This window comes from Pseudomonas sp. LLC-1 (genome assembly GCF_002992185.1).
GTDB classification, from domain to species: Bacteria; Pseudomonadota; Gammaproteobacteria; order Pseudomonadales; family Pseudomonadaceae; genus Aquipseudomonas; species Aquipseudomonas monteilii.
In genome coordinates this window covers 13,933-30,501 of record NZ_LUVY01000028.1, presented here as the reverse complement: position 1 = coordinate 30,501, position 16,569 = coordinate 13,933, and the positions used below count along the sequence as shown (strand labels likewise).

Genomic DNA, 16,569 nt, shown 5'->3' with positions numbered 1-16,569 from the left:
GTGCTCCTAGTGGCTGGCCGCAGTGGCGCCCATTTCGTTCACTTGCTGGAAGCGGCTGAAGCGCTCCAGGGCGAAGGGCGCGATCATTTCGGGTACTTTGCCGCCGCTGGCGACCAGCTCGGCCATGGTCTTGCCGCAGATGGGCGTGGCCTTGAAGCCCCAGGTGCCCCAACCAGCGTCCAGGTAGTAGTTGTCGACCGGCGACAGGCCCATGATCGGGCTGTAGTCCGGGGTCATGTCGGTCATCCCGGCCCACTGGCGCATCAGCTTGGCGTTGGCCATGAACGGGAACATCTCGATGGCGTGGGCCAGCAGGCTTTCCTTGAGGTCGAGGGTGGAGCGGGTGTTGTACAGCGGATAAGGGTCGGAGCCGCCGCCAAAGACGATTTCGCCCCGGCTGGTCTGCTGTACATAACAATGCAGCGCCGACGAACTGACCAGCGGGTCGAGGAACGGTTTGAACGGCTGGGTGACCATGGCTTGCAACGGGTAGGTGTGGATCGGCGCACGGATCCCGGCCTTGGCCATCAGCACCGAACTGGCACCGGCCACGGCCTGGACCACGCAGCCGCATTGCACGGTGCCACGGTTGGTCTTCACCGCTTCGATGCGGCCATTGCGTATCAGCAGGTCCTGCACTTCGGTCAGTTGGTGGATTTCCACACCCCGCTTGGCCGCCTGCTTGGCGTAGCCCCAGGCCACCGCGTCGTGGCGTGCAGTGGCGCCGTCGATGTGCCACAGGCCAGCCAGTACCGGGAGGTGACCGGGGTCAAGGTTGAGGCTGGGTACCAGTTCACGAATCTGTTGGCGGTCGATCATTTCGGTACGGCCGCCGAAGTGCTTGTTGACCTCGGCGCGCTGGCGGAAGGCGCGCACGGTAGCGTCGGTATGCGCCAGCGTGAGCTGGCCGCGCTCGGAATACATGATGTTGAAGTCGAACTCGTTCGACAGGTTCTGGAACATGCGCACCGATTCTGCGTAGAAGCGCACGCCCTCGCTGGTGAGGTAGTTGGAGCGGATCACCGCCGTGTTGCGTGCGGTATTGCCGCCGCCCAGGTAGGCCTTTTCCAGCACGGCGACATTGGTGATGCCGTGGTACCTGGCCAGGTAGTAGGCGATAGCCAGGCCGTGGCCGCCGCCGCCGATGATCACCACGTCATAGCGCGGTTTGAGTTCGCACGGTGGCGGCAGGTCGACCTCCACCGGGTAGTCGGCGCTCAGGCCGTATTTCAGCAGGGCGAAAGGCATGCGGTGCGCTCCTGGTGGGCGGCCTGTTGCTGCAGGTCGAGGGCGAGCAGGGTGTTTTTCATCAAATAGGCGATGGTCATCGGGCCGACGCCGCCTGGGACTGGGGTGATGCCGGCGACCTGGGGCAGGGCGGCGGCGAAGTCGACATCGCCGACCAGGCGGCTGTGGCCGCCTTCTTCGATGCGGTTGATGCCGACGTCGATCACCACCGCGCCGGGCTTCAGCCAGTCGGCACCGATCAGCTTCGGTTTGCCTACCGCGGCCACGAGGATGTCGGCCTGGCGGCACAGCGCCGGCAGGTCCTGGCTGCGCGAATGCACCACGGTCACCGTGCAGTCGGCCTGCAGCAGCAGGGCAGCCATGGGTTTGCCGACGATGTTCGAGCGGCCCACCACCACCGCATGCTTGCCGCGCAGCTCGCCACAGGCGTCGCGCAACAGGCGCATGCAGCCACTGGGCGTGCACGGGGTAAGCACATCGCGGCCCTGGGCCAAACCACCGACGTTTTCGCTGTGAAAGCCGTCCACGTCCTTCAGCGGGTCGATGGCCTGCAACACGCGGTGCGCGTCGATGTGCGCGGGCAGCGGCAGTTGCACGAGGATGCCGTTTACCGCGCTGTCGCGGTTGAGACGGTCGATCAGGGTCAGCAGCTCGGCCAGGGTGGTGTCGGCGGGCAGCCGATGTTCCAGCGAACGAATGCCTACTTCGTCGGCGCGCAGCACCTTGTTGCGCACATACACCTGGCTGGCGGCGTCGGCACCTACCAGTACCACCGCCAGGCCTGGTTGAACGCCGCCCTGGCACAGCTCCTGCACCTGCTCGCGCACCTCGGCCAGCACCCGCGCTGCGGTGGCCTTGCCGTCGATCAGCTTGACGCTGGGGATGGCGTTCATTTGAAGATCACCGTGCGGTCGTGGTTAAGGAATACCCGGTGTTCAAGGTGGTATTTCACGGCGCGGGACAGGGCGATGGTTTCGGTGTCACGGCCGATGGCCACCAGGTCGTCCGGTGCGTAGGCGTGGTCCACGCGCTGCACTTCCTGCTCGATGATCGGGCCTTCGTCCAGGTCGCTGGTCACGTAGTGGGCGGTGGCGCCGATCAGCTTGACCCCGCGCTGGTAGGCCTGGTGGTAGGGCTTGGCGCCTTTGAAACCTGGCAGGAACGAGTGATGGATGTTGATCGCCCGGCCTGACAGTTGGCGGCACAGGTCGTCGGACAGAATTTGCATGTAGCGCGCCAGCACCACCAGTTCAGTGCCGGTGTCTTCGACAATGCGCAACAGTGCGGCTTCCTGTTCGGCCTTGGTTTCCTTGGTAACGGGCAGGTAGACGAAGCGGATGCCCTGGCGCTCGGCCATGGGGCGCAGGTCCAGGTGGTTGGACACCACGGCGGTGATCTGCATGTCGAGCTCGCCCTTGGCATGCCGGTACAGCAGGTCGGACAGGCAGTGGTCGAACTTGCTCACCATCAGCAGCACGCGCATCGGCCGGGCGCTGCTGTGCAGGCTCCACTGCATGTCGAAGCGCTGGGCCACGTCGGCAAAGCCCGCCTCCAGCTGCGGTGTGTCCCCTGTGGTGCCGGTGTTGTAGCGGAACACTGCGCGCATGAAAAAGCGCCCGTTGTCCTCGTCGTCGAACTGCGCCATCTCGCTGATGTAGCAACCGTGCTCGGCCAGGTAAGTGGTCACCGCAGCGACGATGCCGGACACGGCCGGGCAACTGACGCGCAGGATGAAGTGATCGGGAGCGGGGTGCATGTCGGGTAGGCCTCGTGATGGAGTGGGGCAGGTCGGGCACAAGGGCAAAAGAAGCTTCGCGAGCAGGCGAAGTAGTGTTTCTTGGTAGGAATATAAATTTCCTTTAGGCGATTTATAGGCGAAGTGAGGGGTGGCGGTCCAGGGGTTTGTGAAATTTTTTATCCTGGCAGGAAAGTTTTTTGAGGGCGCTCTGTAGGGCTATGCTTGCTCCATGACTACGCCACCCCCCTTGCGCCAACCATGCCCCCCTGGTGCCTGCGACTGCGGCCGCGAACATCTGGGCGAGCATCCGCAGGCCGCACAGCGCATCCTGCTACTGACCCGTCAGGAAGAGAAACGCCTGCTCGAACGCCTGGAAAACCTCAAGGACCTGGAGGACCTGCAGCGCCTGCAGCAACGGATGTACGACAATCTCGGCATCCGCGTGCACATCGCCCCCGGGTTCAACGAAGTGCGCACCATGCGTGGCATTGTCATCGAGCTGGATGACCAGCCAGGGCTGTGCCGCAGGACCCGGCAATCGATCCCGGCGGCGATCCGGCGCGGGCTGGAGCGTAACCCGCAGGTGGCCTTCCGGTTGCTCGATACTCATGACTTGCTGCGGGATACCTGACGGTCAATCTGGTGTGAGCGCTCTGTCGCCCCTGTAGCTGCGGGTTATTGCCCAGGAAATGTCTGGAAACGTGCCAAAGAGATGGATCCTACAACCGTTTAGGAAGCGCCAGACTCTTTGAAGAATTGATTCCCCGATAGTGTTTCTGTCTTCAGCACGCTGAAAGACAAGGACCCCTTCATGCCCGGCCCAACCGATACCCCTCTGTTGCTTGCTCGCTATTTCGAAGCACACTGGTGCTGCCTGATCGATTCCCTTCGAAAAATCGGGAGGCGCTTATGACCCTCAGTCAACGTATCGCCATTGCGACAGCCGAAGCCGGGCTCCCGTCTGACCAGTGCATGGCCTGCGAAAGGCAAGGCCTGCCGATCCTGCCCCTGCGCCGTGCTCTGGTGCCGGACACACGCCCGCAGGGCCTCACCACCGTGGCCGGTAGCCTGCATGTCTCGGCGAAGCTGGGCGTGCGCACCTTGCGCATGGGCTACCTGTACGTGCTGCTCGACCAGCAGGTCTGGCATGCCTACGAAGTGAGCGAGCAGGGCCATCTGCGCCGCTTCAACCCCTACGAGCCGTCAGAGGGCCTGCCTGCATCGCTGCCCGAAAAATGCGTGAATGAAAACCACGACATTCCCTCGTCCTTCCTGAACATCGACACCGACCGCTATGGCAGCGCCTGGCTGGCCTTCTCCAGCGACCCTTGGCCGGTGAGTGTGCTGAATGCCTACAAGAAGGGCCAGGCGCCTGCCCATCGCTTCGAAGGGGTAGACCTGACCCAGGCGCGTCACAACCCCGAGTTGCTGGGCATCGCCATGACGCCGGACAATTTGAGGGTCGACAAGGACGTGTTTGAGTACGCGCAGCATGGGTGTTCGCCATTCGACAGTGCGCATGGCTTTCACACGCGCTGGCTGCGAAGGTTTGCCCTGAAGGGGTATCTGGTCAACGCGATGAACCGGCACACGCTGGAGAAGGGCGTGCTGGCGGTGGTGCTCGACGATACCGTGGGTTTGATTCAGGAGTTCAACCATCAGCGGCTGAGCTGGGTGGTGAAGCGCCAGGTCTGGCGCGAAGCCCCCATGCGGGCCTACCAGCTGCAGACCTCGCAAATCCTGCAAGTCATTCGCGCCACGCACCGGGAGTGGGCGGCGCAGAAGGTGCCGTCGCTGGAGCCCGTGACCGGCGACGGACCACCGGTGTTCACCGACCCGACGGTGGAGCGCCAACGGTTGGTGGAGCGGGCACAGTTGGAGAGTGACGAGCGGCTTGAGGAACGCTACGACGAAGCGAAACGGGCAGCGTTCCAGGCCGAGTATGACCAGCAGGAAATCGAGTTTCAGGGTTACATCGACAAGAACGCGCGTGCTTATGTTGCGCTGTTCGACACGCCCATGTTCAAGGTGGCCGAGCAGTACGACTACGATGGCGATCATCGTGAGTCTGGCGTGGCGTATGCCAAGACCATGGCGCTGTGCCTGGGCGGTGGTATTACCGAAGCCGTGGCACCCGATGCGTCTCCCGCAGCCGGCACCAGCGAAACGCTCTGGCTGAAATGGCTGCAGGACCCTGACAGTCCACCTTACCGCGCGTTGCTGATGCGCGACCGTGTGTTGTTGGCCGGGCTGCTGCCCAGCTTTTCCGCCGCCGACGTGATCAACTGGAATGACAGCGACAAATTCTACGGCATGCTGAGCAAGGTCATCGGCAGCGATGACGCCGGTCTGCGCATGCGCAACACCCTCAAGCAGGCCATTGCCGAAACCCAGGGTGCCCTTAACGCCGCCAGCCAGCGCCTGGCACCCTGCATGTCGCCCGGTATTCAGAACGCCGTGCGGCACCTGAACAGCGCGACGCAGTATCTGTACAACGGCGTGCACCTGATCGAGCTGGAAGTGAAGATGAAGCTGGGCGAGTACTACGCCCTGCAAAGTGCCCACTTGCGCGAGTTGCAGCACAAGGCCAATGCCTCGATTGCCGAGGCCAGGGACCGGATGCATCGCAATATCGATGACTTCGACCTCCATTCAACCAAGGCCTGGAACAAGGTGCGGCCGATCATGCAGCACGGGCTGATGAGCCTGGCCGTGCTCGACCCACGGTTTACCCACACCATGATCAGCGTGACGGTGTGGGTGGAGGGTACGGCTGAAGAGGTGCGTGGCCGGCTGCTTGAGGGAGCCAGCATGAAGGTGACCCAGGCGAGCAGTGCGGCACAGATTGCCTTGGTGGATATCTCGGTGGCGGCGGGGACGCTGGAGGCGAATGCGCGCAAGGTGTTGCAGGGTATGCGCATTACTTCGCAGCAGGCGGCGCAGTTGGTGCGGACTGGCTTTAGCGGTTTGCGGGGGGTGGCAGGCAGTTGGGAAGTATTGCTCGCGATAGGCGGATTGTATTTGCAACACGACAGCCTGAGCAGAAACCAGGATAAAGCAGAAACCGAGATTGGGCCCAAGGCGCATGAGGCCAAGCTGGCGTTGCAAGGTTCGCTGCTGGGGATATTGGGCGGGCAGATTGAGTTGGCCGGACTGGCAATGCGATCCAGTGCCACCTACATAAAGGCGCCCTGGTCCCAAGGCACGGCAGCAGTTGGAGTGGCGCTGGTTAAGTTCGGCGCCCTATTCAGTTCAATAGCCGGGATTTTTGATACTGCACAAGCGATATCTGCCGCCAAGCGAGCTTCTGCAGCGGGAGACAGTTTAGCGTTATCGCAATATCGATGGTCCGTTGCGCTCCTCGGATTGGGTACATTAGCTTTTGCGGGGGCGGTGTTCAATCCATTATTCATAGGCCCTTTAGGTATAGCTGTAATACTGACGCTGAGCGCATACGCTTTAAGCAAACGAGCAGAAGAAAATGAATCAACTGCGCTGGAGCGCTGGGTGAGACGCTGTTGCTTTGGGAAGGGTGATGAAAATCCGATTGTACGTTGGAATGCTCCTGAGTATGCAGATCTTTCATTCGCAGAGCTTAACGCTGCTACGCTTGGTGTTCAGGCAAGGCTTCATTTCGAGGCGAATCTCTTGAATAAACCTGGTGCACCAAGGATTGGTGGATTGGTTAGCCTGGAGAGGGAACAGAAACTAAAATTTCAAGTTATATTGCCACAGCACAGGCATGATGTCTCGGCGTACCGATGGAGCCTGATCGTTCATCGTGGCCGTGATGGGGAATTTCCAGAATACTTTGGTGGAGAGACGTTAATCTCTGAAGATTACCATGCTCATCACATAGAACCACTTTCTAAACATGCCGTATTCTCTACTTTTGCTCCGCCGCCTCATCCTGATTATAAAAGAGATATTGCTGTTGTAAAGAAAGCGCAGAAGTCAATTTTTGGGGGTGGCGAAATTCAATGGTTGGATATAGCAGGGGTTGTGGAACTAAATCCAACCATAGGCGCGCACAGTATAGTGGCAGCCACACTGGTTGTGATGTACTGGCCGGACAGGTCAATTGAAAGTGCATATGTAGAGATATGTAATAGGAGGGAGAGTGAGTAGATTTCAGGCTAGAGTGTTATGGGGGCGATCGCTAGGCTGGAGCCACGACCTACCACAAATTAATGAAACTCCAACGCTCCCATGCGGAACGGAAAGCATTAAGCCTTCGCCCAATAACTTTAACAATATCTATTTGGAGCTGCCTCGGTCTAGTTTTGGCTTGCGGGGTGTAGTGGCGTTATTCAGTATTCCGATTTTAATACCATGTGCCATTCTGGTTTTATACGTGTACTGGACTTATTTAGTTGATGGACTGTCGCGTGACTGGGTGTTTGATCTTTTTGCGATGTTGATGTCTGCAATCGGGCTGTGGGCCAGTATTTTTTATGTAAAACTGGACTTGACGCTTCCACGGGATGAACCAATCCGCTTCAATCGTCTACGCCGAAAAATCTATTTCTATCAATACAGATCCCATTACATCTATCTGTTCAGCCGCAAACGCTGGGGCCTCCAGCCGGTCGCCCATAACTGGGACGACGTCACCGCCGAGGTCTACCGCGTCTACGCCCCCGGCCACGGGGGCCTGATCGAAAACGTCATGCTGTCAGTCCGTAATCCCGAAACCAATGAAGTCATTGACCGTGTCTTCTTCACGCATACCTTGGATCAAGGCAAGGCCTACTGGGCTATCGCCCGGCTCTTCATGCAGCAAGGTCCTGAAGCCCTACCCAAATTCGTGCACCCACCCCGCGACTGGAACGATGACGATGGCCTGAGCCACATGCATTGCCTGGCGCCAAAGGTTCAATGGCCAGCGGACATAGACCGCGAATCCCGTACTGCACCCTCTGAAGAAGATGCAGTGGATGGCACCCGCTAGAACCGCTCTCACAGGGCCTCTGCAAAAATGGCTACGGTGGGTTCACCCCTTCTTCAGCCTGTAGGCCAGGGCAGGGCGGGTCATGCCGAGCAGGCGGGCGGCTTCGGAAACGTTCTGCCCACAGCGCTGCATGGCCTCTTGCATCAGTACCGCCTCGACGGCGTCCAGGCCTGTACCGCTGTCGAGAATCTGCGCCACCCAGCCGGGCGAAGCCTGGTCACTGCCCGCCACCAGCCGGCCATCGCTGCCCAAGCCAATGCTGTCGGTAGCCGGCGGCGAATGGGGAAACAGCGCGTCCAGGCCGATACTCTGGTTCTCATCGGTGATGATCACCCCGCGCTCCATGAGGTTTTCCAGTTCGCGGATGTTGCCCGGCCAGTCGTATTGCAGGCATACCTGCATCGCCCGGTCGCTGAGCCCACGGGTTTTCTTGCCGTAGCTGTGGTGCAGGCGGCCAAGGAAGTGCTCGATCAGCAGCGGGATGTCTTCGCGCCGCTCGCGCAGTGCCGGGATGTGCACCGGAAACACGTTCAGGCGGTAGAACAGGTCGGCCCGGAATCGCCCATCCTTCACGGCCTGTTCGAGGTTTTCGTGGGTGGCGGCGATCACCCGTACATCCACCGGCCGCGTGCGGCTGTCACCCACGCGCTCCAGTTCGCCTTCCTGCAGCACACGCAACAGGCTGGCCTGGGCGCGCGGGGTGAGTTCGACGATCTCGTCCAGGAACAGCGTGCCGCCGTTGGCCCGTTCGAAGCGGCCCATGCGTGCCTGCAGGGCGCCGGTGTAGGCGCCTTTCTCGACGCCGAACAGCTCGGCTTCGATCAGGTCCGGCGGTATGGTCGCGCAGTTCAGCGCCACGAACGCGGCGCCAGCACGCTCGCTGCGCAGGTGCAGGCTGCGGGCGATCACTTCCTTGCCAACCCCGGTTTCGCCCAGCAACAGCACCGATGCCTTGCCAGGGGCGACTTTGTCGGTAAGCGCGCAGCAGCGCCGGTATACCGCCGACTGGCCGATGCCGTAGAACTGCCCCGACTCGTACTGCAGGCGCTGGCGCAGGTTGGCCACCTGCACCTGCAGCGACTGCAGCTCGTCGATCACCGGGTCGCTCTGGAAGTAGCGCAGGAAGGTGTCGGCATCCTCCCATTGCTCCACCGGCTTGCCGATGATGCGGCATTCGCTGCCACCGCAGCCACGGCAACTGACCTCCTTGTACAGCACCTGGCGGCCGAGGAAGAACGAGCTGTAGCTGATGGCGTAACCGAGCAGCATCCAGCACACCGGTTGCTCGGAATGCAGGGCTTCGGACTGGCAGTTTTCCACCTCGAAGGAGTCCTGCCATTCGATGTCGGCGTAGAAATGGCCGTTGTCCAGGTCGATTTCCAGCTGCAGCGGGCGCACTTTGACCATGCCTTTGAGCGAATGCAGTTGCGGGCCGATGAAGAACATGTCCACCGGGTTGCCATTGGGCCGCAGCTTGCGCGCCAGCTCGGCGTCCTTCAGCCCCGACTGGTAGCCCAGGCGCAGGAAGAAGCCCTTGGCCCGCTCTACGCCGAGCATTTCGATCAGCTCGCGGCGCATGCTGGCCATGGTCGCGGCCTGCACCAGCAGCATGCGCTGCTCGTCCAGCCAGATCTTGCCTTCGGTGCCTTCAAACCGTACCCGTTCGGTCAGGTCTTTCAGCGCCGGCGCAGGTTCCGGCGCCCTGTACTGGGTAATCATTCGCTTGCGCCCCTTGTTTGTAGTTGTATGGGGAATCGGCGTGCACCCGCTCAGGCAAGGCGGGTTTGCTGGTCACGCCGGGACGACCGCAGTCTGCAGGCAAGGCCTGGGTCGTTCTCTTTTCTAAACCGCCTGAAAGCGGCGCAAAAGTCAATCGCCGGTGACGTTTGCCATTTGCTCAAACGGCGCAGGTGCGATTGAGCAAATGATCAAACGGGCAGCCTGCAACGTGCGCATAGCGCTGCCTCAAGCTAACGCTTAAGAAAAATAAAATCTTTTAAAAACAATTGGTTGGGTTTCATTTTTGGCGCTTTCAAAGCGCCTGGCACAGCCGTTGCTCTAGCCCTTGGCACGTCCAACCGGAGCACCCGTGCATGACTCAAACCACCACCACCTTCGAGCAAATGCCGCGCTACGTCCGCGTACGTAGCGAGCCGGACGCCGCCTTCGTCGAGTTCGACTTTGCCATCGGTTACCCGGACCTGTTCGTCGAACTGGTCCTGCCGCGCACGGCCTTCGCCAGCTTCTGCGCCAGCAACCGGGTACGCCACATGGACGCTGCGATGGCTGCTGCCGTCGATGCCGACATGCGCAAGTGGCGCTATGGCGAAAGCCGCGACGCGGACGAGTAGCGCGCCGCCTGCTGGCGCATTGCATTCCCACAACAACAAGTACAGGACGCCTTGCATGAGTATCGAGATCAAGACGGCCACGGTCGAGCCGATCCGCCAGACCTTCAGCCACACCCGCCGCCGTTTCGGTGACAAGCCGGCCAGCCGCTACCAGGAAGCCAGCTTCGACATCGAGGCCGCCACCAACTTCCACTACCGCCCGCTGTGGCAGCCCGACAAGCTGCTCAACGACCCCAGCCGTACCGCCGTGCAGATGGCTGACTGGTACGCCGTCAGCGATCCGCGCCAGTACTACTACGGCGCCTACGTGCAAGCCCGGGCACGCATGCAGGAAAACGCCGAGCACAGCTTTGCCTTCTGCGAAAAGCGTGAGCTGCTGGCCAGCCTGCCGGCCGGAACCCGTGCTTTGGTCGCGCGCCTGCTGCTGCCGCTGCGTCACGCCGAACTGGGCGCCAACATGAACAACAGCGGCATCGCTGCTGACGCCTTCGGCACCAGCGTCACCCAGATGCACATGTTCCACGCCATGGACCGGCTGGCCATTGCCCAGTATCTGTCACGCATCGGGCTGCTGCTGGAAGACGACGGCCTTGCGCTGTTGGCCGAGGCCAGGCAGCGCTGGCTGGATGAGCCGGCCTGGCAAGGGCTGCGCCGCTACGTAGAGGACAGCCTGGTGGTGCGTGACTGGTTCGAGCTGAGCCTGGCGCAGAACCTGGTCGGCGACGGCCTGCTGTATCCGCTGTTGTTCGAGCACTTCGATGCGCAGCTGGTGGCCATTGGGGCAGGGCAGCTGGGCATGCTCACCGAGTTCATGCGCCTGTGGTTTGCCGAAAGCCAGCGCTGGGTCGATGCGCTGGTCAAAACCGCCGCAGCCGAAAGCCCATACAACCGTGAGTTGATCGAAGGCTGGGTATGTGAATGGCGCAGCCGTGCCGTGCAAGCGCTGCTGCCGCTGGCCGAGGCCGGCCCAGGCCGTGACGCGCTGGATGCTTGTGACAGCGCCTTCGGCGCTCGCCTGAAAAAACTGGGCCTTAGTGGAGATGCCGCATGACTTCCCTCGTGTACATCGCCTTTCAGGACAACGACAGCGCCCGCTACATCGTCGAGGCCATCACCCAGGACAACCCGCATGCCCAGGTGCAGCACCAGCCGGCGATGATCCGTGTGCAGGCTGAAGGGCGCCTGGAGATTCACCGCGCCACGGTGGAAGAAAAGATCGACCGTGAATGGGACGTGCAGGAAATGCTGATCGACGTGATCACCCTCGGCGGCAACGTCGAGGAAGACGAAGACTGCTTCGCCCTGCACTGGAACTGAACCGCACAACGACAAGAACAAGGGAGACCATCATGGCCGCCAAACGCCTCAACCAGAAAGACAAGTACCGCTGCCTGACCCGCGACCTGGGCTGGGAACCAAGCTACCAGAGCAAAGACGCCATCTACCCCTACGAGCGGTTCGAGGGCATCAAGATCACTGACTGGGACAAGTGGGAAGACCCGTTCCGCCTGACCATGGACGCCTACTGGAAGTACCAGGCCGAGAAAGAGAAGAAGCTGTACGCCATCTTCGATGCCTTCGCCCAGAACAACGGCCACCAGAACATTTCTGACGCCCGCTACGTCAACGCCCTGAAACTGTTCCTGAGCGGCGTCACCCCGCTGGAGTACCAGGCCTACCAAGGCTTCGCCCGTGTCGGCCGGCACTTTGGTGGCGCCGGCGCACGGGTGGCCTGCCAGATGCAGGCCATCGACGAACTGCGCCACGTGCAGACCCAGGTGCACGCCATGAGCCACTACAACAAGCACTTCAACGGGCTGCATGACTTCGCCCACATGCACGACCGGGTGTGGTTCCTGTCGGTGCCCAAGTCGTTCTTCGAGGATGCGCGCACAGCCGGCCCGTTCGAGTTCCTCACCGCCATCTCGTTCTCGTTCGAGTATGTGCTGACCAACTTGCTGTTCGTGCCGTTCATGTCGGGTGCCGCGTTCAACGGCGACATGGCCACGGTCACCTTCGGCTTCTCGGCGCAGTCCGACGAAGCCCGGCACATGACCCTGGGCCTGGAGGTGATCAAGTTCCTGCTGGAGCAACACGAGGACAACGTGCCCATCGTCCAGCGCTGGATCGACAAGTGGTTCTGGCGCGGTTACCGGCTGCTGACCCTGGTCGGGATGATGATGGACTACATGCTGCCCAACAAGGTGATGTCCTGGGCCGAAGCCTGGGAGGTGTACTTCGAGCAGGCCGGTGGCGCGCTGTTCAAGGACCTGGAGCGCTACGGCATCCGCCCGCCGAAGTACGTCGAGCAGACCACCATCGGCAAGGAGCATATCAGCCACCAGGCCTGGTCGATCTTCTACCAGTACAGCCAGGCCACCAACTTCCACACCTGGATCCCCACCGACGAGGAGCTGGACTGGCTGTCGGCCAAGTACCCGGACACCTTCGACCGCTACTACCGGCCGCGCTACGAGCATTGGCGCGAGCTGCAGGCGCGCGGTGAGCGCTTTTACAACCCGACGCTGCCGATGCTGTGCCAGATCTGCCAGATCCCGCTGGCCTTCACCGAGCCGGATGCGCCCACGCAGCTGAGCCACCGCAGCCTGGTGCATGAGGGCGAGCGCTACCACTTCTGCTCCGATGGCTGCTGCGACATCTTCGCCTTCGAGCCGGACAAGTACGTGCAGGCCTGGCTGCCGGTGCATCAGATCCTGCAGGGCAACTGCGGTGGCGGCGATGTCGAGGCGGTGGTGCGCGACTACTACAACATCGACCCCGGGCAGGACAACTTCGAGTACCAGGGTTCGCCCGAACAGCAGCGCTGGCAGGCCTTGCAAGGCACCGGGCGCAAGGCCGGCTGAGCCACCGAACCACCAGGGCGCCGTTGACGCGCCCTGGCCCTACAAGAACAAGAGGAACAACGCCATGCCCGTGACCGCCATCGGCACCTACACTGCCCAGCCCCTGGACCGCCAGGCCAACTTCCACGGCGCCCAGCTGGTGTACCTGTGCTGGGAAAACCACCTGCTGTTCTGCGCTCCGTTCACCCTGCCGGTGGACCCGGCGCTGCCCTTTGCCGCTTTCATCGAGCAGGTGGTCAAGCCGGCCATTGCCCTGCACCCGGATGCTGCCCAGGTGGACTTCGCCACTGCACGGTGGCGCCTGGATGAGCAGCCCTTCACGCCCGACCTGGCCCGAGGACTGGCAGCCAACGGCATCACCCACAAAAGCCTGCTGCACCTGCACACCCCCGGCCTTGAAGGCCTGGGCGGCAGCCACAACTGAGGAATGCCGCCATGAGCTATCAAGTCACCATCGAACCCACCGGCGAACAGATTGAAGTGGAGGAGGGGCAGACCATCCTCGAAGCCGCCTTGCGCCAAGGCGTGTGGTTGCCGTTTGCCTGTGGCCACGGCACCTGCGCCACCTGCAAGTGCCAGGTACTGGAAGGCGAGGTCGACCTCGGTGCCGCTTCGTCCTTCGCCCTGATGGACATGGAACGCGACGAGGGCAAGGTGCTGGCTTGTTGCGCCATCCCGCAGAGCGACCTGGTCATCGAGGCCGACATCGACGTCGACCCGGACTTCGCCGGCCTGCCGGTGCAGGACTACCACGCCGTAGTCACTCGGCTGGTCGAACTGTCACCGACCATTCGCGGCGTGCACCTGAAGCTCGACCGGCCGATGGCCTTCCAGGCCGGGCAGTATGTGAACCTGCAACTGCCTGGCATTGAAGGCAGTCGCGCATTCTCACTGGCCAACCCGCCCCAGCAGGCGGACGAGGTGGAACTGCATGTGCGCCTGGTGGAAGGCGGCGTGGCCACCGGGTACATTCACCAGCAGCTCAAGGTGGGCGACGCGCTGGCGCTGTCCGGCCCCTACGGGCAGTTTTTCGTGCGCAGCTCCCAACCGGGCGACCTGATTTTCATCGCTGGCGGCTCGGGGCTTTCCAGCCCGCAATCGATGATTCTCGACTTGCTGGCGCGTGGCGATACCCGCCGCATCACCCTGTTCCAGGGCGCCCGTACCCGTGCCGAGCTGTACAACCGCGAACTGTTCGAAGCGCTGGCTGCCCGCCATGCCAACTTCAGCTATGTGCCAGCCCTCAGCCAGGCTGCCGAAGACGCGCAGTGGCAGGGTGTGCGCGGTTACGTGCACGACGCCGCCAGGCAGCATTTCGAGGGCCGCTTCAACGGCCACAAAGCCTACCTGTGCGGCCCGCCACCGATGATCGACGCGGCCATCACCTGCCTGATGCAGGGCCGCCTGTTCGAGCGCGACATCTTCATGGAGCGGTTCTACAGCGCCGCTGATGGAGCCTCTGAAGGCCAGCGTTCGGCCCTGTTCAAACGCATCTGACCCTTTGACGCCTGGCGCCCTGGCCACAGGGGGCTGGCGTGCACCCGACCGATAACAACAAAAAAGGTTGACCCGATGACCCCGACCCTTGCAAACCTGCTGCGCCTTGCCGTGTGCGCCTCGTTGTTCGGCGCTGCCAACCTGTCCCATGCAACCGAAGGCGGCGGCACGTCCTACCCGCTCGGTGCCGAAAACTACATGTCTGGCGCCATGCCACCACCGGGTTTTTATGGCCAGCTGTTCGTCAACCACTACGAAGCCGACAACCTGCGTGGCAACGACGGGCGCAAACTGCCGGTGGACTTTCGTGTACGCGCCAACGCCATCGTGCCGCGGTTGATCTGGGTAAGCGATTACACCGTGCTGGGTGGCAGCCTGGCGTTGCATGCCATCGTGCCGTTGGTAGACCTGAAGGTATCGCTCAACGGCCAGTCGCAGCATAACAGCGGCCTGGGCGACGTGATCTTCGGCCCGGCGCTGGGCTTTCACCACAGTGACAAGTTCCACAGCATCCTGGCCTTCGACATGATTGCCCCCACCGGGCGCTACGACAAGAACGACCTGGCCAACCCCGGGCGCAATTACTGGGTGTTCGAGCCGGTGTATGCGATGAGCTATATCGACCCGGCCGGGCTCAACCTGGATGCCAAGGTGATGTACGACTTCAACCGGCGCAACCCGGCCACCGATTACCGTTCGGGGCAGGAGTTTCATGTGGACTATGCCGTGGGATGGGGGCTTGGCAATGGCTGGGTGCTGGGGGTAGGGGGGTATTACTACCGGCAGACGACTGACGACCGCCAGGACGGTGAGCGTATCGAAGACAACAAGGGGCGCAGCTTTGCCATCGGCCCGTCGATCAAGTACAGCGGCAAGGATGGCTGGTTCGTGACGGCGAAGTGGTCGAAGGAAACCGAAGTGCGCAACCGCGCCCAGGGTGATGCCTACTGGTTGAAGCTGACCTTGCCATTCTGAAAGGGGGCTGCTGCGCAGCCCATCGCCGGCAAGCCAGCTCCCACAGAGACCGCGCAGGCAGAAGATTAATCTAAAGCCTGCGCGGTCTCTGTGGGAGCTGGCTTGCCGGCGATGAGGCCAGTACAGGCATTACAAGGCTGCCTGTACTGGCCGATTCATCAGGCCACATCTACCAGCACGATCTCGCTGTCTTCGATGGCGGTCACGCGCAACACTTCTTCCTGCTCGATCGCCACGCCATCGCGCGCCTTGGCCCGCAACCCGTTCACCTCCACCAGCCCCTTGGCCGGCACCAGGTAACCCCGGCGTGCGGCATCGAAGCGGTACTCGGCGGTTTCCCCAGCACGCAAGGTAGCAGCCACCAACCGCGCATCGGTACGAATCTGCAGGCTGTCTTCATCGCCCACGCGGCCGCTTGCCAGGGTCACGAAGCCTTCACCACGTTCGCCTTTGGGGAACGGCCGGGTGCCCCACTGCGGTGCTTCTCCGGTGCGCTCCGGTACGATCCAGATCTGGAAGATACGGGTATCGACGTCCTCCAGGTTGTACTCGCTGTGCACGATGCCGGTACCGGCGCTCATCACCTGCACGTCACCGGCCTCGGTGCGGCCCTTGTTGCCCAGGCTGTCCTGGTGGCTGATCGCGCCTTCACGCACATAGGTGATGATTTCCATGTCGCGGTGCGGGTGCGGCGGGAAGCCGCTGCCGGCTGCGATCAGGTCGTCGTTCCATACCCGCAGGTTGCCCCAGTGCATGCGCGCCGGGTCGTAGTACTCGGCAAACGAGAAATGGTGGTGGGCGTCGAGCCAGCCATGGTTGGCGTGGCCGAGGCTATCAAACGGTCGCAGTTGCAGCATGATGGTGCTCCTTGAATCAGTGGAATGACGCCATGATGCGCGAAAGAAACATCGAAAATAAGCGTAAATATCGGCTTAAAATAATCAG

Annotated in this window: 15 protein-coding genes; 10 read left to right on the top strand and 5 right to left on the bottom strand. The window is 61.8% G+C overall.

The window, feature by feature from the left end; translation table 11 throughout:
- Positions 1 to 6: 6 nt before the first annotated feature.
- Genes A0O30_RS26800 through purU form a run of 3 tightly spaced genes read right to left on the bottom strand, consistent with a single transcriptional unit; the run spans position 7 to position 3,004 of the window.
- Positions 7 to 1,248 (bottom strand): FAD-dependent oxidoreductase, encoded by a 1,242-nt coding sequence (locus tag A0O30_RS26800; protein ID WP_105948714.1) that lies wholly within the window; start codon positions 1,246 to 1,248, stop codon positions 7 to 9.
- The gene (folD, locus tag A0O30_RS26795; RefSeq protein WP_105948713.1) at positions 1,230 to 2,141 is read right to left on the bottom strand and encodes a bifunctional methylenetetrahydrofolate dehydrogenase/methenyltetrahydrofolate cyclohydrolase FolD; all 912 of its coding nucleotides are present in this window, start codon (positions 2,139 to 2,141) and stop codon (positions 1,230 to 1,232) included. Before folD ends, A0O30_RS26800 begins: the two co-directional genes overlap by 19 nt.
- Positions 2,138 to 3,004, bottom strand: a complete 867-nt coding sequence (gene purU / locus A0O30_RS26790; protein ID WP_016711159.1) for a formyltetrahydrofolate deformylase — start codon at positions 3,002 to 3,004, stop codon at positions 2,138 to 2,140. Before purU ends, folD begins: the two co-directional genes overlap by 4 nt.
- 211 nt (positions 3,005 to 3,215) lie before the next feature.
- Here purU and A0O30_RS26785 point away from each other — a divergent pair, with 211 nt between their 5' ends.
- From A0O30_RS26785 to A0O30_RS26775, 3 genes are all read left to right on the top strand, one after another.
- Positions 3,216 to 3,617 carry a hypothetical protein gene (locus A0O30_RS26785; protein ID WP_105948712.1) on the top strand — a complete coding sequence of 134 codons (402 nt, stop codon included), beginning with the start codon at positions 3,216 to 3,218 and terminating at the stop codon, positions 3,615 to 3,617.
- Between the two features lie 278 nt (positions 3,618 to 3,895).
- Positions 3,896 to 7,114, top strand: coding sequence for a T6SS effector BTH_I2691 family protein (locus A0O30_RS26780; protein WP_105948711.1), 3,219 nt, complete (start codon positions 3,896 to 3,898; stop codon positions 7,112 to 7,114).
- Between the two features lie 226 nt (positions 7,115 to 7,340).
- On the top strand, positions 7,341 to 7,937 hold the full coding sequence (locus A0O30_RS26775) for a DUF6708 domain-containing protein (RefSeq protein WP_256589827.1): 597 nt from the start codon (positions 7,341 to 7,343) through the stop codon (positions 7,935 to 7,937).
- Between the two features lie 42 nt (positions 7,938 to 7,979).
- On the opposite strand, the gene A0O30_RS26770 is transcribed toward A0O30_RS26775, so the two are convergent.
- The gene (locus A0O30_RS26770) at positions 7,980 to 9,656 is read right to left on the bottom strand and encodes a sigma-54-dependent Fis family transcriptional regulator (protein ID WP_105948710.1); all 1,677 of its coding nucleotides are present in this window, start codon (positions 9,654 to 9,656) and stop codon (positions 7,980 to 7,982) included.
- Positions 9,657 to 10,030: 374 nt separating this feature from the next.
- Here A0O30_RS26770 and A0O30_RS26765 point away from each other — a divergent pair, with 374 nt between their 5' ends.
- From A0O30_RS26765 to A0O30_RS26735, 7 genes are all read left to right on the top strand, one after another.
- Positions 10,031 to 10,288 (top strand): phenol hydroxylase subunit, encoded by a 258-nt coding sequence (locus A0O30_RS26765; RefSeq protein ID WP_105948709.1) that lies wholly within the window; start codon positions 10,031 to 10,033, stop codon positions 10,286 to 10,288.
- Between the two features lie 55 nt (positions 10,289 to 10,343).
- Positions 10,344 to 11,339, top strand: a complete 996-nt coding sequence (locus tag A0O30_RS26760) for an aromatic/alkene monooxygenase hydroxylase subunit beta (protein ID WP_105948708.1) — start codon at positions 10,344 to 10,346, stop codon at positions 11,337 to 11,339.
- The gene (locus tag A0O30_RS26755; RefSeq protein ID WP_105948707.1) at positions 11,336 to 11,605 is read left to right on the top strand and encodes an MmoB/DmpM family protein; all 270 of its coding nucleotides are present in this window, start codon (positions 11,336 to 11,338) and stop codon (positions 11,603 to 11,605) included. Before A0O30_RS26760 ends, A0O30_RS26755 begins: the two co-directional genes overlap by 4 nt.
- Positions 11,606 to 11,637: 32 nt before the next feature.
- Positions 11,638 to 13,152: an aromatic/alkene/methane monooxygenase hydroxylase/oxygenase subunit alpha gene (locus A0O30_RS26750; RefSeq protein WP_104834531.1), complete on the top strand. Its 1,515-nt coding sequence runs from the start codon at positions 11,638 to 11,640 to the stop codon at positions 13,150 to 13,152.
- 64 nt (positions 13,153 to 13,216) lie between these two features.
- A complete protein-coding gene (locus A0O30_RS26745) occupies positions 13,217 to 13,576 on the top strand; it encodes a phenol hydroxylase subunit P4 (protein ID WP_016714637.1) in 360 nt (119 codons plus the stop codon).
- An 11-nt stretch (positions 13,577 to 13,587) separates the two neighbouring features.
- The gene (locus A0O30_RS26740; RefSeq protein ID WP_060497194.1) at positions 13,588 to 14,649 is read left to right on the top strand and encodes an NADH:ubiquinone reductase (Na(+)-transporting) subunit F; all 1,062 of its coding nucleotides are present in this window, start codon (positions 13,588 to 13,590) and stop codon (positions 14,647 to 14,649) included.
- Between the two features lie 75 nt (positions 14,650 to 14,724).
- A complete protein-coding gene (locus tag A0O30_RS26735; RefSeq protein WP_177410319.1) occupies positions 14,725 to 15,624 on the top strand; it encodes a transporter in 900 nt (299 codons plus the stop codon).
- Between the two features lie 158 nt (positions 15,625 to 15,782).
- Here the strand turns inward: A0O30_RS26735 and A0O30_RS26730 are convergent, their stop codons facing one another.
- Complete coding sequence (locus A0O30_RS26730) at positions 15,783 to 16,481, bottom strand: pirin family protein (protein WP_016714634.1); 699 nt, start codon at positions 16,479 to 16,481, stop codon at positions 15,783 to 15,785.
- Between the last annotated feature and the right edge of the window lie 88 nt (positions 16,482 to 16,569).

Bases quoted from the DNA above. Each gene is read 5' to 3' on its own strand.
- A0O30_RS26800 (WP_105948714.1), bottom strand. From the start codon at position 1,248: ATGCCTTTCGCCCTGCTGAAATACGGCCTGAGCGCCGACTACCCGGTG.
- folD (WP_105948713.1), bottom strand. From the start codon at position 2,141: ATGAACGCCATCCCCAGCGTCAAGCTGATCGACGGCAAGGCCACCGCA.
- purU (WP_016711159.1), bottom strand. From the start codon at position 3,004: ATGCACCCCGCTCCCGATCACTTCATCCTGCGCGTCAGTTGCCCGGCC.
- A0O30_RS26785 (WP_105948712.1), top strand. From the start codon at position 3,216: ATGACTACGCCACCCCCCTTGCGCCAACCATGCCCCCCTGGTGCCTGC.
- A0O30_RS26780 (WP_105948711.1), top strand. From the start codon at position 3,896: ATGACCCTCAGTCAACGTATCGCCATTGCGACAGCCGAAGCCGGGCTC.
- A0O30_RS26770 (WP_105948710.1), bottom strand. From the start codon at position 9,656: ATGATTACCCAGTACAGGGCGCCGGAACCTGCGCCGGCGCTGAAAGAC.
- A0O30_RS26765 (WP_105948709.1), top strand. From the start codon at position 10,031: ATGACTCAAACCACCACCACCTTCGAGCAAATGCCGCGCTACGTCCGC.
- A0O30_RS26760 (WP_105948708.1), top strand. From the start codon at position 10,344: ATGAGTATCGAGATCAAGACGGCCACGGTCGAGCCGATCCGCCAGACC.
- A0O30_RS26755 (WP_105948707.1), top strand. From the start codon at position 11,336: ATGACTTCCCTCGTGTACATCGCCTTTCAGGACAACGACAGCGCCCGC.
- A0O30_RS26750 (WP_104834531.1), top strand. From the start codon at position 11,638: ATGGCCGCCAAACGCCTCAACCAGAAAGACAAGTACCGCTGCCTGACC.
- A0O30_RS26745 (WP_016714637.1), top strand. From the start codon at position 13,217: ATGCCCGTGACCGCCATCGGCACCTACACTGCCCAGCCCCTGGACCGC.
- A0O30_RS26740 (WP_060497194.1), top strand. From the start codon at position 13,588: ATGAGCTATCAAGTCACCATCGAACCCACCGGCGAACAGATTGAAGTG.
- A0O30_RS26735 (WP_177410319.1), top strand. From the start codon at position 14,725: ATGACCCCGACCCTTGCAAACCTGCTGCGCCTTGCCGTGTGCGCCTCG.
- A0O30_RS26730 (WP_016714634.1), bottom strand. From the start codon at position 16,481: ATGCTGCAACTGCGACCGTTTGATAGCCTCGGCCACGCCAACCATGGC.